General features: G+C 58.1%; 21 protein-coding genes. 11 read left to right on the forward strand and 10 right to left on the reverse strand.

Going from position 1 to position 15298, the window contains the following annotated elements; translation table 11 throughout:
* Window positions 1-1164: 1164 nt before the first annotated feature.
* Genes AO388_RS06055 through AO388_RS29900 form a run of 3 tightly spaced genes read left to right on the forward strand, consistent with a single transcriptional unit; the run spans window position 1165 to window position 2401 of the window.
* On the forward strand, window positions 1165-1626 hold the full coding sequence (locus AO388_RS06055; RefSeq protein WP_054082039.1) for a tetratricopeptide repeat protein: 462 nt from the start codon (window positions 1165-1167) through the stop codon (window positions 1624-1626).
* 1 nt (window position 1627) lies between these two features.
* Window positions 1628-2239 (forward strand): superoxide dismutase, encoded by a 612-nt coding sequence (locus AO388_RS06060; protein ID WP_003364098.1) that lies wholly within the window; start codon window positions 1628-1630, stop codon window positions 2237-2239.
* Window positions 2240-2266: 27 nt separating this feature from the next.
* Entirely contained in the window at window positions 2267-2401 is a 135-nt protein-coding gene (locus tag AO388_RS29900; protein WP_255301235.1) for a hypothetical protein, read from the forward strand.
* A gap of 24 nt (window positions 2402-2425) precedes the next feature.
* Here AO388_RS29900 and AO388_RS06065 read toward each other — a convergent pair whose 3' ends face one another.
* The 10 genes from AO388_RS06065 to AO388_RS06110 all read right to left on the reverse strand — a co-directional run bounded on the left by AO388_RS06065 (window position 2426) and on the right by AO388_RS06110 (window position 9465).
* Window positions 2426-2698, reverse strand: coding sequence for an HPr family phosphocarrier protein (locus AO388_RS06065; protein WP_003364097.1), 273 nt, complete (start codon window positions 2696-2698; stop codon window positions 2426-2428).
* Between the two features lie 15 nt (window positions 2699-2713).
* On the reverse strand, window positions 2714-3571 hold the full coding sequence (gene rapZ, locus AO388_RS06070; protein WP_003364096.1) for an RNase adapter RapZ: 858 nt from the start codon (window positions 3569-3571) through the stop codon (window positions 2714-2716).
* A gap of 2 nt (window positions 3572-3573) precedes the next feature.
* The gene (ptsN, locus tag AO388_RS06075; RefSeq protein ID WP_003364094.1) at window positions 3574-4038 is read right to left on the reverse strand and encodes a PTS IIA-like nitrogen regulatory protein PtsN; all 465 of its coding nucleotides are present in this window, start codon (window positions 4036-4038) and stop codon (window positions 3574-3576) included.
* 10 nt (window positions 4039-4048) lie between these two features.
* Window positions 4049-4357 carry a ribosome hibernation-promoting factor, HPF/YfiA family gene (hpf, locus tag AO388_RS06080; protein WP_002555091.1) on the reverse strand — a complete coding sequence of 103 codons (309 nt, stop codon included), beginning with the start codon at window positions 4355-4357 and terminating at the stop codon, window positions 4049-4051.
* A 75-nt stretch (window positions 4358-4432) separates the two neighbouring features.
* Window positions 4433-5926, reverse strand: coding sequence for an RNA polymerase factor sigma-54 (locus AO388_RS06085; RefSeq protein ID WP_003364093.1), 1494 nt, complete (start codon window positions 5924-5926; stop codon window positions 4433-4435).
* A 183-nt stretch (window positions 5927-6109) separates the two neighbouring features.
* The gene (gene lptB / locus AO388_RS06090) at window positions 6110-6835 is read right to left on the reverse strand and encodes an LPS export ABC transporter ATP-binding protein (protein ID WP_002555089.1); all 726 of its coding nucleotides are present in this window, start codon (window positions 6833-6835) and stop codon (window positions 6110-6112) included.
* Window positions 6836-7384, reverse strand: coding sequence for a lipopolysaccharide transport periplasmic protein LptA (gene lptA / locus AO388_RS06095; RefSeq protein WP_002555088.1), 549 nt, complete (start codon window positions 7382-7384; stop codon window positions 6836-6838).
* A complete protein-coding gene (gene lptC / locus AO388_RS06100) occupies window positions 7371-7943 on the reverse strand; it encodes an LPS export ABC transporter periplasmic protein LptC (RefSeq protein ID WP_024661038.1) in 573 nt (190 codons plus the stop codon). Before lptC ends, lptA begins: the two co-directional genes overlap by 14 nt.
* Before the next feature lie 8 nt (window positions 7944-7951).
* Window positions 7952-8491, reverse strand: a complete 540-nt coding sequence (locus AO388_RS06105) for a KdsC family phosphatase (protein ID WP_003413390.1) — start codon at window positions 8489-8491, stop codon at window positions 7952-7954.
* Entirely contained in the window at window positions 8491-9465 is a 975-nt protein-coding gene (locus tag AO388_RS06110; RefSeq protein ID WP_003400250.1) for a KpsF/GutQ family sugar-phosphate isomerase, read from the reverse strand. The genes AO388_RS06105 and AO388_RS06110 overlap by 1 nt, the downstream gene beginning before the upstream one ends.
* A gap of 304 nt (window positions 9466-9769) precedes the next feature.
* Between AO388_RS06110 and AO388_RS06115 the strand changes: the two genes are divergently transcribed.
* The 8 genes from AO388_RS06115 (at window position 9770) to hisG (ending at window position 15238) form a co-directional block, all read left to right on the forward strand.
* Window positions 9770-10579, forward strand: a complete 810-nt coding sequence (locus AO388_RS06115; protein WP_003313589.1) for an ATP-binding cassette domain-containing protein — start codon at window positions 9770-9772, stop codon at window positions 10577-10579.
* The gene (gene mlaE, locus AO388_RS06120; protein WP_003364085.1) at window positions 10579-11376 is read left to right on the forward strand and encodes a lipid asymmetry maintenance ABC transporter permease subunit MlaE; all 798 of its coding nucleotides are present in this window, start codon (window positions 10579-10581) and stop codon (window positions 11374-11376) included. Before AO388_RS06115 ends, mlaE begins: the two co-directional genes overlap by 1 nt.
* Window positions 11376-11843: an outer membrane lipid asymmetry maintenance protein MlaD gene (gene mlaD / locus AO388_RS06125; protein WP_003313587.1), complete on the forward strand. Its 468-nt coding sequence runs from the start codon at window positions 11376-11378 to the stop codon at window positions 11841-11843. The genes mlaE and mlaD overlap by 1 nt, the downstream gene beginning before the upstream one ends.
* Window positions 11844-11853: 10 nt before the next feature.
* The gene (locus AO388_RS06130) at window positions 11854-12504 is read left to right on the forward strand and encodes an MlaC/ttg2D family ABC transporter substrate-binding protein (RefSeq protein WP_003364082.1); all 651 of its coding nucleotides are present in this window, start codon (window positions 11854-11856) and stop codon (window positions 12502-12504) included.
* Window positions 12501-12806 carry an STAS domain-containing protein gene (locus tag AO388_RS06135; RefSeq protein ID WP_003431491.1) on the forward strand — a complete coding sequence of 102 codons (306 nt, stop codon included), beginning with the start codon at window positions 12501-12503 and terminating at the stop codon, window positions 12804-12806. The genes AO388_RS06130 and AO388_RS06135 overlap by 4 nt, the downstream gene beginning before the upstream one ends.
* A 115-nt stretch (window positions 12807-12921) precedes the next feature.
* Complete coding sequence (locus tag AO388_RS06140) at window positions 12922-13161, forward strand: BolA family protein (protein WP_002555079.1); 240 nt, start codon at window positions 12922-12924, stop codon at window positions 13159-13161.
* A gap of 22 nt (window positions 13162-13183) precedes the next feature.
* Window positions 13184-14449 (forward strand): UDP-N-acetylglucosamine 1-carboxyvinyltransferase, encoded by a 1266-nt coding sequence (gene murA, locus AO388_RS06145; protein ID WP_002555078.1) that lies wholly within the window; start codon window positions 13184-13186, stop codon window positions 14447-14449.
* A gap of 153 nt (window positions 14450-14602) precedes the next feature.
* On the forward strand, window positions 14603-15238 hold the full coding sequence (gene hisG / locus AO388_RS06150) for an ATP phosphoribosyltransferase (protein WP_002555077.1): 636 nt from the start codon (window positions 14603-14605) through the stop codon (window positions 15236-15238).
* The last annotated feature ends 60 nt before the right edge of the window (window positions 15239-15298 follow it).

Below are 15298 nucleotides of genomic sequence, written 5' to 3' on the forward strand. Positions count from 1 at the left end.
GCGTCGTCAAGAGGACGCAGAGCGTCCGGAACGGCATGCGACGCGGAGCGCCGCACGATAGTTGAGGTTATCGTTCCCTACGCTCCAGCGTGGGAATGCAGTTCACGACGCTCTGCGTCGTCAAGAGGACGCAGAGCGTCCGGAACGGCATGCGACGCGGAGCGCCGCACGATAGTTGAGGTTATCGTTCCCTACGCTCCAGCGTGGGAATGCAGTTCACGACGCTCTGCGTCGTCAAGAGGACGCAGAGCGTCCGGAACGGCATGCGACGCGGAGCGCCGCACGATAGTTGAGGTTATCGTTCCCTACGCTCCAGCGTGGGAATGCAGTTCACGACGCTCTGCGTCGTCAAGAGGACGCAGAGCGTCCGGAACGGCATGCGACGCGGAGCGCCGCACGATAGTTGAGGTTATCTTTCCCTACGCTCCAGCGTGGGAATGCAGTTCACGACGCTCTGCGTCGTCAAGAGGACGCAGAGCGTCCGGAACGGCATGCGACGCGGAGCGCCGCACGATAGTTGAGGTTATCGTTCCCTACGCTCCAGCGTGGGAATGCAGTTCACGACGCTCTGCGTCGTCAAAAGGACGCAGAGCGTCCGGAACGGCATGCGACGCGGAGCGCCGCACGATAGTTGAGGTTATCGTTCCCTACGCTCCAGCGTGGGAATGCAGTTCACGACGCTCTGCGTCGTCAAAAGGACGCAGAGCGTCCGGAACGGCATGCGACGCGGAGCGCCGCACGATAGTTGAGGTTATTGTTCCCTACGCTCCAGCGTGGGAATGCAGTTCACGACGCTCTGCGTCACCCATCCGCTTGCGGCTTTGACAGCCAATAACCTCCCTCCGAACCCGCGTTTTACGTTTCCCTCAAAGCATGTTCACGCTCACCGGCGCAAGGCGGTGAAGCGATTGGGCTTGTGTTGATTCTGTATCTCATTTAATAATGAATATCATTTATAAAATGAGCTGCGATCATGGGGTCTGCCCTGAACGAGTTGTCTTCGCTGGAAACCAGCGTGGCTTGAGTCTGCGGATTCGTTGTGCGCTTTAAACCGACGAGCCTCTGCTGATCGAGCATTACCTCGTCAAGAGGCGTTCCTGACGCGATTGACCGCCACGCCCTGGCCCATGATCGCTGCCTAGCCAACGTTCCTGGAGGTATGTCATGCAGCATTGGAAACGCACCATTGAGCAGGCCAATCGCTGTTTCAATCTCGGCGAGTGGGTCGAGGCCCGCGAGTTGTACCTTCAGGCGCTGGCGTTGGCGCAAGTCCTGTTCGAACGCTGGGCGGATGCCGACGAAGCGGTCGCGGCCTGTGTGATTTCTCACCATAACCTGGCGGATCTGCACCTGAGTCTGGGCCAGCCGGAGGAGAGCGCCGAGTACCTGTGTGCCATCCACCAGCACCTGTTGCGGACCCTACAGGATCAGCGCCTCCCGCCCGCCCTGCGCGAGGCGGCCTTGCGTCATAGCAGCAAAACCTACGCCGAGCTGCTGAGTTTCATCAGCGAACATGGCGAATACCCGCGCACCCATCGGTTGCTGAACAGCAGCGGTGAGCATACGCGCTCAGCGCTGCAACGCCATTCGGGAGCCCCTTCCGGACTTTTCTACGGAGCACACTGACATGCCATACACCTTGCCCGCACTGCCTTACGCATACGATGCCCTTGAACCGCATATCGATGCGCAAACCATGGAAATCCACTACACCAAGCATCACCAGACGTACATCAACAATCTCAATGCAGCGGTGGAAGGCACGGAGTTTGCGGACTGGTCTGTCGAGAAACTCGTCGCCAGTGTCCAGCAATTGCCTGAAAACCTGCGTCCAGCGGTGATCAATCAGGGTGGCGGCCATGCCAATCATTCGTTGTTCTGGGAAGTCATGGTGCCGGGCGGGGGAGGCTTGCCCACAGGCGCTGTCGCGTTGGCGATTGACGAACAACTGGGCGGCTACGAAAGCTTCAAGGAGGCGTTCACCAAGGCCGCGTTGACCCGATTCGGCAGTGGCTGGGCATGGCTGAGCGTCACGCCTGACAAGAAGCTGGTGGTGGAAAGCAGCGGTAATCAGGACAGCCCGCTGATGAACGGCAACACGCCGATTCTAGGGCTGGACGTGTGGGAGCACGCTTACTACCTGCGCTATCAGAACCGTCGTCCCGAATACATCAACGCGTTCTACAACGTGATCAACTGGGATGAGGTGTCCCGCCGTTATCAGGCCGCCCTGGCCTGAGCCTGGCAACCGGACCCAAGGCAGCCCATGCGCTTCGGATTCCTTACGCTCAGTACTGCGCGGTTATTTCGGCTGGTAGTGGGTAGCGTGCTGTTGTTGGCGGGTATGGCGCTACTGGTTGCCCATGGGCTGAGCTGGATGCACTTGCAAGGCTGGTGGTGACGTATACCGCGTTTGTCCGAGGGCTTATTCGCCCTCATCAAACCGGTTGTTGATCAGCTCGACCAGGCCATCGAGCGCTTCCTGTTCGAATTCGCCTTCAGTGTGCAGGTGGATCTCGGTGCCCTTGCCGGCAGCCAGCATCATCACGGCCATGATGCTTTTGCCGTCAACCATGCTCTCCGGAGTGCGGCCGACCCTGATCTTGCAGGGGAACTTGCCTGCGACGCCGACGAATTTGGCGGCAGCGCGGGCATGCAGGCCCAGTTTGTTGATGATGGTGATTTGACGAGCGGGCATCGCAGTGAAAATCCTTCAGCTGAGGTCGCGGTGGCGGACCTGAACGTTCTTGAGTGATTGTTGCAAAACCTGACCAAGCCGCTCGGTCAGGTAGACCGAACGGTGGTGTCCGCCGGTGCAGCCGATGGCAATGGTAACGTAGGAACGGTTACTGGCTGCAAACCGGGGTAGCCATTTGTTCAGGTAGGCAAAGATGTCCTGAAACATTTCTTCGACATCAGGCTGCACCGACAGGTAGTCGATAACAGGCTGTTCAAGCCCTGAATGGTCGCGCAGTTCTGGTTTCCAGTAGGGATTGGGCAGGCAGCGCACATCGAATACCAGGTCTGCATCGATGGGCATGCCACGCTTGAAACCAAATGACTCGATCAGAAACGCCGTGCCTGGCTCGGGCTTGTTCAGCAGGCGAAGCTTGAGCGCGTCGCGCAACTGATAGAGGTTCAGGTGGGTGGTGTTGATCTTCAGGTCGGCCAGATCGATGATCGGGCCAAGCAGTGCGGTCTCGTCGCGTATCGCTTCGGCCAGCGAACGATCGGCCGTGCTCAGGGGGTGGCGGCGCCGGGTTTCCGAGAAGCGCTTGAGCAGTGTGGCTTCGTCTGCATCCAAGTAGAGCACGTCGCACTGAATATTGCGCGCGCGGACTTCATTCAGCATCTGCGGAAAACGGGTCAGATGGCTGGGCAGGTTGCGCGCATCTATCGAAACCGCCAGCAGCGGTTCGGCGAGTTCGGTGTTGATCAGCGCGCGTTCCGCCAGCTCTGGCAACAGACCTGCCGGCAGGTTATCGACACAGTAAAAACCGTTGTCTTCCAGCACATCGAGCGCCGTACTCTTGCCTGAGCCGGAGCGACCGCTGACGATGATCATGCGCATGGTCAGTTTCCGTTCTGCACGTCCAGCACCACTTGATAAAGCGCCTGAGCGCTTTCGGCACTGCGCAGGCGCTTACGCACATCTTTGTCGTCGAGCATGCTGGCGATCTGGCGCAGCAGCTCCAGGTGCTCATCGGTAGCGGCTTGCGGGACCAGCAGGACGAACAGCAGGTCAACCGGCGCGCCATCGATGGCGTCGAAATCCACGGGTGTAGCGAGGTGAATGACTGCACTGACAGGCTCGCTGCAGTCAGCAAGGCGGCAGTGGGGAATGGCAATACCGTTGCCAAAACCGGTCGAGCCCAGTTTTTCCCGGGCAACGAGGCTTGCGAATACTGTATCCGAGACCATGCCCGGCACTTCACGGCCGATCAGGTTGGCAATTTCTTCGAGTACACGCTTTTTGCTGCCACCCGGCACGTTCACGAGGGAGCGGCCGGGGGTCAGGATATTTTCGATTCGGATCATTAAATGGGCGTTAGCGAGCGGCCGCACCTTTGAGGATGCTTTGCTGCTTTTCCTTATGCTTGAGCAATTGTCGGTCTAGCTTGTCAGTGAGCAGGTCGATGGCAGCGTACATGTCATCATGTTCAGCATTGGCAACGACCTCTCCACCATGGATGTGCAACGTGGCTTCGATCTTTTGCTTGAGCTTTTCGACCGTCATCGTGACCTGCACGTTGGTAATCTTGTCAAAATGCCCTTCGAGCTTCTTGAGCTTGAGCTCAACGTATTCACGAAGGGGTTTGGTCACTTCCAGTTGGTGTCCACTGATGTTGACTTGCATACAGCTTTCTCCTTTGCCAGTGCATAAAGAGGCAGGCATGGCGCCTGCCACTGGGACGCTGTGGCTCGGCCTGCATCACATCAGTCGCTTACGCTCACTGGAAGGGGCGATCCCGAGAGACTCACGGTACTTGGCGACTGTGCGACGGGCTACTTGAATGCCTTGTGCCTCCAGTAAACCAGCGATCTTACTATCACTCAACGGCTTTTTCTGATTTTCCGCCGCAACCAGTTTTTTGATGATTGCGCGAATTGCCGTGGACGAGCATTCTCCGCCCTCGGAGGTGCTCACATGGCTTGAGAAGAAGTATTTCAGCTCGTAAATGCCACGTGGGGTGTGCATGAATTTCTGCGTGGTCACCCGCGAGATAGTCGATTCGTGCATGCCAACTGCCTCGGCAATGTCGTGCAGGACGAGCGGCTTCATGGCCTCGTCGCCGTACTCGAGGAAACCGCGCTGGTGTTCGACGATCTGCGTGGCGACCTTCATCAGTGTTTCGTTGCGGCTTTGCAGGCTTTTGATGAACCAGCGCGCTTCCTGCAACTGATTGCGCATGAAGGTGTTGTCTGCGCTGGTGTCAGCGCGCCGCACGAAGCCCGCGTATTGCGGATTGACCCGCAGGCGTGGCACCGACTCCTGATTGAGTTCGACCAGCCAGCGTTCGTTGTCCTTGCGCACGATCACGTCCGGAATGACGTATTCGGCTTCGGTGGATTCGATCTGCGAGCCTGGACGCGGGTTGAGGCTTTGCACCAGCTCGATGACCTGGCGCAGCTCGTCTTCCTTGAGCTTCATGCGCCGCATCAGCTGGCCGTAGTCGCGGCTTCCGAGCAGATCGATGTAGTCGCTGACCAGGCGCTGTGCTTCTGTCAGCCACGGCGTTTTCGCTGGCAGCTGGCGCAGTTGCAGCAGCAGGCATTCGCTCAGATTGCGAGCACCGATGCCGGCAGGTTCGAACTGCTGGATGCGATGCAGTACGGCTTCGATCTCGTCGAGCTCGATGTCCAGCTCAGGGTCGAACGACTCGAGAATCTCATCGAGCGTCTCGTCGAGGTAGCCCTGATTGTTGATGCAGTCGATCAGCGTGACCGCTACCAAACGGTCCTTGTCGGACATCGGCGCAACATTCAGTTGCCACAGCAGGTGGCTTTGCAGGCTTTCACCGGCGGAGGTGCGTGTGGTGAAGTCCCACTCGTCGTCATCGTTGCTTGGCAGGCTGCTGGCGCTGGTCTGGTAGATGTCTTCCCATGCAGTATCCACGGGCAGCTCGTTGGGAATGCGCTCGTTCCATTCACCGTCTTCAAGATTGTCCACGGTAGGCGCGGATTCCTGATAGGTCGGTTCCTGAACGTCGGGGTTGGGCTTTTGTTCGATGTTGTCGGCAAGCGGGTCGGAGTTGTCGAAGTCGTCGCCTTCTTCCTGCCGCTCCAGCATAGGGTTTGACTCCAGCGCTTCCTGGATCTCCTGCTGAAGATCCAGAGTTGAAAGCTGAAGTAAGCGGATTGCCTGTTGCAGCTGCGGTGTCATCGTCAGCTGCTGGCCCATTCTCAAGACTAGCGATGGTTTCATGGCAGGGGCTAAACACCTTATTCGCCGGCGCGCATGCGCCATCTACTACAGGCGCCGTGGCGCCAACTTAAGCAAATTATATGCCTGAAACCTGTGCATTTGCCTAGAGTGATATGACAAATAAAATGTTGTCAATACACTGCGTAGGCATCAATCGGCTGCGAAGCGCAAAGGGGCAGTCGATTAAAGGCGGAACTCGTGGCCGAGGTAGACCTCTTTCACCAGCTGGTTCGCCAGAATGGTCTCGGAGTCGCCTTCCGCAATCAGCTGTCCATCGTTGACGATGTAGGCCGTTTCGCAGATATCCAGTGTTTCCCGGACGTTGTGGTCGGTGATCAGTACACCGATGCCCTTGGCCTTGAGATGGTGAATGATCTGCTTGATGTCGCCTACCGAAATAGGGTCGACACCTGCGAATGGTTCATCCAGCAGGATGAATTTCGGCGCGGTGGCCAGGGCTCGGGCGATTTCCACACGGCGACGTTCACCACCCGACAGGCTCATGCCCAGGTTGTCGCGGATATGGGTGATGTGGAACTCCTGCAGAAGGCTTTCCAGTTCCTTGCGGCGTGCACCGGCGTCGAGCTCCTTGCGGGTCTCGAGAATCGCCATGATGTTGTCGGACACCGAGAGCTTGCGGAAGATCGAGGCTTCCTGTGGCAGGTAGCCGATACCCGCGCGGGCGCGACCGTGCATGGGTTGATGGCTGACATCCAGATCGTCAATCAGCACACGACCCTGATCAGCCTGCACCAGACCCACGATCATGTAGAAGCAGGTGGTCTTGCCGGCGCCGTTCGGGCCCAGCAGGCCGACGATCTGGCCGCTGTCGATGGAGATGCTCACATCGCGCACGACCTGCCGGCTTTTGTAGCTTTTAGCCAGATGCTGGGCTTTGAGCGTCGCCATTTACTGGGCCTTCTGAGGTTGATCGGTTTTCTTTTTCGGCTGGATGACCATGTCGATACGCGGACGTGGTGTAGTCACCTTGGCACCGCCATTGGCCCGACCGGCACTGACGACCTGTCTGACCGTGTCATAGACGATTTTCTCGCCTTCCGAGGTGTTGCCATCATTGATGACCTTGGCCTTGTCGATCAGGACGATACGGTCCTGGCCGGCGTAATACTGAATGGTGACGGCATAGGCCTGCACGATCGGCTTGTCCACGGCAGGCTTCTGCTCGTAGTAGGCCAGATTGCCGACCGAGGTGAATACGTCGACTTCGCCCTGGGCATTACGCGTGATCGTCACGGTGTTGCCCGTGATTTTCATCGAGCCCTGAGTGATGATGACATTGCCCTTGTAAGTCGCCACGCCTTTCTTGTCATCGAGCTGAGCATCGTCAGACTGGATGTGGATAGGCTGATCTCGGTCGGTTGGCAGGGACCAGGCGCTCGCGCTTCCCAGTGCTGCGCCCAGGCCGAGCAATAAAGGAAGAGTTTTAACGAGCCTCATACTGTCCTCTTACGTTGGACAGCAGGTCCATCCTGCTGTCTTTCAAATACGCTTTCATTCCCTTGGCCGTGGTCACACCGCCTGCGCCGTCGATTCTAACGTCTTGGTCGGTCTGCGCATATTGCTTCTGAGGGAATACGGTCATGCGACTACTGGTGATGATAGTCGTACGTTGTTTTTCATCGGTGCGTTCAACGCGCACGGAATCGATCAGCTCGACCTGGTCGCCGCCGGACGAAACCTCGCCTTTCTTGCTCTGCACGTGCCAGGGAAACTCGCCGCCGCGGTACATGTGCAGGTCTGGCGTGGTCAGCAGGGTCACGTCAGTGGCTTTCACATGCTCCACCTTGTCGGAGGTCATGTCGTACTGAAGCGTGCCGTCGGGCAGGTACTGAACGCTGTGGGCGTTGATTGCATAGTAGTCGATGACAGTGTCGTCGACCGTCGAGACCGGTTGATCCATGAAGCTTTCCGGGCTGATGTTCCAGTAGCCGACCGCTGCCAGCAGCAGCGCCAGTACCCCGAGAAGCAGGAACTTGCGAATTTTTTTAGTGAACATAATGGCTTCTATAAATAGGCGGAGTGAGCCGCTTCAAGGTTGCCTTGCGCACTCAGAATCAGTTCGCAGAATTCGCGCGCTGCGCCTTCGCCGCCTCGCGCCCTGGTTATCCCGTGTGCATGCTCGCGTACAAAGCCGGCAGCATTGGCCACTGCCATGCCCAGACCTACGCGTCTGATGACGGGCAAGTCTGGCAGATCATCACCCAGATAGGCGACTTGTTCGTAACTCAGATTGAGTTCTGCCAGCAACTTGTCCAGCACTACCAGTTTGTCTTCACGCCCCTGGAACAGGTGTTCAATGCCCAGGCTCTTTGCCCGGCGCTCGACTATCGCGGTCTTGCGGCCACTGATGATCGCCGTGGTGACGCCCGAAGCTATCAGCATTTTAATGCCTTGGCCGTCGAGGGTATTGAATGTCTTGATCTCGCTGCCGTCTTCCATGAAGTAAAGGCGGCCATCGGTCAGCACGCCATCGACGTCGAAGACTGCCAGCTTGATGGCCTTGCCGCGTTGCATGAGATCCTGGGTCATTATTTCGGTTTCCATTACATGACGCCTGCGCGCAGGAGATCCTGCAGGTTGAATGCGCCAACCGGCCGGTCGTTCTGGTCTACGACAACAAGCGCACTGATTTTGTTGTCCTCCATGATTTTCAGCGCCTCGGCGGCGAGCATCTCGGCATGGGCGGTCTTGCCATGAAGCGTCATGACCTCATCGATGATGGTCTGGCGGATATCGACAGGGCGGTCCAGCGTCCGGCGCAAGTCACCGTCCGTGAAGATGCCGGCCAGGGTGCCATCGGCTTCGACGATGGCGGTCATGCCCAGACCTTTACGAGTCATTTCAAGCAGTGCGTCGCGCAGCAGGGTACCGCGTTGCACGCTGGGCAGTGATTCGCCGGAGTGCATCACATTCTCGACCTTGAGCAGCAGGCGACGACCCAATGCGCCGCCCGGATGTGAGAATGCGAAATCTTCGGCGGTGAAACCGCGGGCGTCGAGCAGCGCTACGGCGAGGGCGTCGCCCATGACCAGTGCGGCGGTTGTCGAGGACGTCGGTGCCAGGTTGAGCGGGCAGGCCTCATGCACGACATGCGCGTTGAGGTTGATGTCGGCAGCCTTGGCCAGAATGGACTCGGGGTCGCCGGTCAGGCTGATCATCTTTATGCCCAGGCGCTTGATCAGTGGCAGCAGGGTGACGATTTCGTTGGTGCTGCCAGAGTTCGACAAGGCCAGGATGATGTCGTCACGGGTGATCATGCCCATGTCGCCATGGCTGGCTTCGGCCGGATGCACGAAAAAAGAGGTGGTGCCCGTGCTCGCCAGCGTGGCAGCGATCTTGTTGCCGATATGTCCGGACTTGCCCATGCCGACCACGACCACGCGCCCTTTGCTGGCAAGGATCATTTCGCACGCGCGCACGAAATCGCCGTCAAGACGTTCAAGCAAGCCTTGCATGGCTTCTATCTCAAGGCGAATGGTGCGTTGCGCCGATTGGATCAGGTCACTGGATTGGTTCATGTCTGGAAAGGGTCAGCCTGCTGAAAGGCGGCGATTATAGCGGTAATGAACGATTCCCTCACGTCTGATCGTCGTTGTGTTGTTTTTAAACGAATTTTCTACGTACCTGCGGGTCTGTATTCAAGCCTGTGGCCATAACATTGTGGTACAGAATAATTCAGCGAATACCTGAACCGCTCGGTTCTCTTCTTGGGGGCGGGTGGCTGCGGTGATATAGTTCGCGGCCTGTTCGGCACGCCTGGACAGCCTGTCGGTGTTCAAAAACCGACGGCTCAAGGCGGAAGCTGTATCGCAAGGAGTTTAGATGAGTCCTGATGACGCCTATGCGGTCGAGTTGAAAGGTGTGTCTTTCAAACGCGGTGCGCGCAGCATTTTCAATAACGTTGATATTCGTATTCCGCGCGGCAAGGTTACCGGGATCATGGGGCCGTCAGGTTGCGGCAAGACCACCCTGTTGCGCCTGATGGGTGCCCAGTTGCGCCCGAGCGAGGGACAGGTGTGGGTCAATGGCCAGAATCTGCCGGAGCTGTCGCGCAGTGATCTGTTCGATGCCCGCAAGCAGATGGGCGTTTTGTTTCAGAGCGGTGCACTGTTTACCGATCTGGATGTTTTCGAAAACGTCGCCTTTCCCCTGCGCGTGCACACCGAGCTGCCGGAAGAAATGATCCGCGACATCGTTCTGCTCAAGCTTCAGGCCGTGGGCCTGCGCGGCGCGGTGGAACTGATGCCGGACGAATTATCGGGCGGCATGAAGCGTCGTGTCGCGCTGGCGCGCGCAATCGCTCTCGATCCGCAGATTCTCATGTATGACGAGCCCTTTGTCGGGCAGGACCCTATTGCGATGGGGGTGCTGGTGCGTCTGATCCGGCTGCTTAACGACGCACTGGGTATCACCAGCATCGTGGTGTCCCATGACCTCAGCGAGACTGCGAGCATTGCCGACTATCTATATGTCGTCGGCGACGGGCAGGTGCTGGGGCAGGGTACGCCGCAGGAACTGATGTCCTCGGACAATCCACGTATTCGTCAATTCATGACCGGCGAGCCGGACGGCCCTGTACCGTTCCACTATCCGGCGCCGGATTTTCGCGAAGATCTATTGGGGAAGCGCTGATGCGCAATAAGTCACTGATGGACCGGGTCAGCCTGCTGGGGCGTTCGGCCATTGATATTGTTACTGTTCTGGGGCGTTCCGGTCTGTTTTTGGTGCACGCCCTGCTCGGTCGCGGCGGTGCCGGCAGCAGTTTTCAATTGCTGGTCAGGCAGCTGTATTCGGTGGGGGTCATGTCGCTGGTCATCATTGTGGTGTCCGGCATGTTCATCGGCATGGTACTGGCGTTGCAGGGCTTCAGCATCCTGACCAAATACGGTTCGGAGCAGGCGGTCGGCCAGATGGTTGCCCTGACCCTGCTGCGTGAACTCGGTCCTGTGGTGACGGCCTTGCTGTTCGCCGGTCGTGCCGGGTCTGCATTGACCGCCGAGATCGGCAACATGAAATCCACCGAGCAGCTGTCGAGCCTTGAAATGATCGGTGTCGATCCACTCAAGTACATCGTTGCGCCGCGTCTGTGGGCCGGCTTCATCTCGTTGCCGATTCTGGCGATGATTTTCAGCGTGGTCGGTATCTGGGGGGCTTCCTGGGTGGCGATCGATTGGCTCGGAGTCTATGACGGTTCTTTTTGGTCGAACATGCAGAACAGCGTTTCTTTCACGAACGATGTGCTCAATGGGGTGATCAAAAGCGTCGTATTTGCCTTCGTGGTGACATGGATTGCCGTTTTCCAGGGTTACGATTGCGAGCCTACTTCCGAGGGGATCAGTCGCGCGACGACCAGAACCGTCGTATACGCCTCGTTGGCCGTGCTGGGACTGGACTTTATTTTGACCGCTTTGATGTTTGGAGATTTCTGATGCAAAACCGTGCCATCGAAACCGGAGTCGGTCTGTTCCTGCTGGCGGGGATACTGGCTCTGCTCCTGCTGGCCCTGCGAGTCAGTGGTCTGAGCACGAGCGCGAGCACCGACACTTATAAACTTTATGCCTACTTCGACAATATTGCCGGTTTGACTGTCAGAGCCAAGGTAAGCATGGCTGGCGTCACGATCGGCAAGGTGACGGCGATCGATCTGGATCGCGATACCTTTACCGGTCGCGTCACGCTGGAGATTCAGAAGAAGGTCGATAACCTGCCTTCGGACTCGACTGCGTCGATTCTGACTGCCGGTTTGCTGGGTGAAAAATACATCGGTCTGAGCGTCGGTGGCGATGACAAGCTGCTCAAGGATGGCGGGACTATCCATGACACGCAGTCGTCGCTGGTGCTGGAAGACCTGATCGGAAAATTCCTGCTCAATACTGTTAGTAAAGACGCCAAGTGAGGAGCTTCAAATGATCTCTATTCTGCGCCGTGGCCTGCTGGTATTGCTGGCCACTCTGCCAATGCTGGCGAATGCCGCGGCGACCCCGTCGGCTCATGACCTGGTGGAGCGCACCACCAAGGAACTGTTGAGTGACCTGGCGACCAATCGCGAGCAGTACAAAGCCAACCCAAGCGCGTTCTATGATGCACTGAACCGCATTGTCGGTCCTGTCGTGGATGCCGATGGCATTTCCAAAAGCATCATGACCGTGAAGTACTCCCGCAAGGCGAGCCCTGAACAGGTGAAGCGTTTCGAGGAAAACTTCAAGCGCAGCCTGATGCAGTTCTACGGCAATGCCTTGCTTGAATTCAACAACCAGGGCATCACCGTCGCACCTGCCAAGGACGAAGGCGATGACCGCACCAGCGTTGACATGCAGGTCAAGGGCAATAACGGCGCGATCTATCCGGTTTCCTACACGCTGGTCAAGCTGAACGGCGAGTGGAAAGTGCGTAACGTTGTCATCAACGGTATCAATATCGGCAAGCTGTTCCGTGATCAGTTCGCCGATGCCATGCAGCGCAACGGCAACAACCTGGATACCACCATCAACAACTGGGCTGGCGAAGTGGCCAAGACCAAATCTACCGTTGATGCCACGCAGAAGCCGGTGCAATGACCGAATCTGCCGTCCGCCTCGTCGGGCCGGGTGAGCTCAGGCTGATCGGTGTGCTGGATTACCGTACAGGGCCGCAACTGCGCAAGCAGGGTGCGGCGTTGATCAAGTCCGGTGATCTGGCAGACCTCACGCTTGACTGCTCGGGTGTCGAGAAGTCCAGCAGCGTCGGCCTGGCCTTGTTGCTGGCGTTCATGCGCGACGCCCGTGATGCGGGCAAGTCGATGACCATCCGTGCACTCCCCGAAGACATGCGCCAGATAGCTCGCGTATCAGGTTTGACCGAGCTGCTGGACGCCCACTGAAAGGCATCATCGAAAAAGCCCTTTATCCGGGACCTGCTTGTCGGGCTTCGCATAACATGGGCTTTTTTTGTATGATGCCAGACCCGCGCGCGTACAGCGCCGATCGAGGTTAAGCATGCAGGCCGTAGAAGTTAAAAGCTTCCTTGAAGGAAAGCTGCCGGAAATCAAAGTGGAAGTCGAAGGCGAAGGCTGCAACTTCCAGTTGAACATCATCAGCGACGAGTTGGCCGGCCTGAGCCCGGTCAAACGTCAGCAACAGATTTATACCCATCTGAACCCCTGGATTGCCGATGGCAGCATCCACGCGGTGACCATGAAATTTTTCAGCCGCGCTGCATGGGCCGAGCGTTCCTGAGCCAATTGGTGTCGAGACTCTAATGGATAAATTGATTATTACCGGCGGCGTTCGTCTTGATGGCGAAATTCGCATTTCCGGGGCAAAGAACTCTGCCCTGCCGATCCTTGCCGCCACGTTGCTGGCGGACGGACCCGTCACCGTTCAGAACCTGCCGCACCTGCACGACATCACGACCATGATCGAGCTGTTCGGTCGCATGGGCATCGAGCCTGTCATCGACGAAAAGCTCAGTGTCGAAATCGATCCGCGCACCATCAAGACCCTGGTCGCCCCGTACGAACTGGTGAAAACCATGCGTGCGTCGATTCTGGTGCTGGGCCCGATGGTCGCTCGATTCGGTGAGGCCGAAGTGGCTCTGCCAGGCGGCTGTGCCATCGGTTCGCGTCCGGTCGACCTGCACATCCGTGGTCTTGAAGCCATGGGCGCGATCATCGACGTCGAAGGTGGCTACATCAAGGCCAAGGCACCCGAGGGTGGCTTGCGCGGTGCCAACTTCTTCTTCGATACCGTGAGCGTGACCGGTACTGAGAACATCATGATGGCAGCCAGCCTCGCCAACGGTCGCAGCGTGCTGCAGAACGCCGCACGCGAGCCCGAGGTTGTCGATCTGGCCAACTTCCTGATCGCAATGGGCGCCAAGATTCACGGTGCAGGTACCGACACCATCACCATCGATGGCGTCAAGCGTCTGGGCCCGGCCACTTATAAGGTCATGCCTGACCGTATCGAGACCGGCACCTACCTGGTGGCCGCTGCTGTTACCGGCGGTCGCGTTAAGGTCAAGGACACCGATCCGACCATCCTCGAAGCTGTGCTGCTCAAGCTTCAGGAAGCAGGTGCTGAAGTCACGACCGGTGAAGACTGGATCGAGCTGAACATGCACGGCAAGCGTCCAAAGGCGGTCAATGTGCGTACCGCGCCTTACCCGGCGTTCCCGACCGACATGCAGGCGCAGTTCATTTCGCTCAACGCGATTGCCGAGGGCACGGGGGCGGTCATCGAGACCATCTTCGAAAACCGCTTCATGCACGTGTATGAAATGCACCGCATGGGTGCTCAGATTCAGGTTGAAGGCAACACCGCCATTGTCACCGGCACCGAAGTACTCAAGGGCGCGCCAGTCATGGCGACCGACCTGCGTGCATCGGCCAGTCTGGTGATCTCGGCGCTGGTCGCTCAGGGCGACACGCTGATCGACCGCATCTACCACATAGACCGTGGTTACGAGTGCATCGAAGAGAAGCTGCAAATGCTGGGTGCCAAGATCCGCCGCGTTCCGGGCTAGCAGCAGGCGGCCCTGATGCCGCTGGCATCGGGGCCGCCTGTTCTGTCGCGGGTGTGATTTCTGATTCGTTTCACTTCAGGTCAACAGGCCTGAGGGCTGTCATGCGCCGCTTGCGTCGTGACAAAAGTTTCCTGATAAGGACTTACGTTTCCCATGTTGACCATCGCACTGTCCAAGGGCCGCATTCTTGATGACACCCTGCCGCTTCTCGCTGAAGCGGGCATCGTGCCGACCGAGAATCCGGACAAGAGCCGCAAGCTCATCATCCCCACGACTCAGGCCGATGTGCGCCTGCTGATCGTGCGCGCCACCGACGTGCCGACCTATGTCGAGCATGGTGCCGCCGATCTGGGTGTCGCGGGCAAGGATGTGTTGATGGAATACACCGGTCAGGGCCTCTATGAGCCGCTGGACCTGCAGATTGCCAAGTGCAAGCTGATGACCGCTGGCGCCATCGGTGCGGTCGAGCCCAAGGGCCGTCTGCGCGTGGCTACCAAGTTCGTCAACGTTGCCAAGCGTTACTACGCCGAGCAGGGCCGTCAGGTCGATATCATCAAGTTGTACGGCTCCATGGAGCTGGCACCGCTGATTGGCCTGGCAGACAAGATCATCGATGTGGTCGACACCGGTAACACCTTGCGCGCCAACGGCCTCGAGCCTCAGGAACTGATCGCGACCATCAGTTCGCGTCTGGTGGTCAACAAGGCCTCCATGAAGATGCAGCACGCACGTATCCAGGCCCTCATCGACACCCTGCGCAAGGCAGTGGAGTCGCGACACCGTAGCTGATCCCTTCACGCAACGTTGAGTTGCGTCCAGCTATCCGTGTCATAGCCAAATTTCTCAGGT

It is taken from the genome of Pseudomonas sp. ICMP 10191 (genome assembly GCF_001467335.1).
Lineage (GTDB): Bacteria > Pseudomonadota > Gammaproteobacteria > Pseudomonadales > Pseudomonadaceae > Aquipseudomonas > Aquipseudomonas cerasi.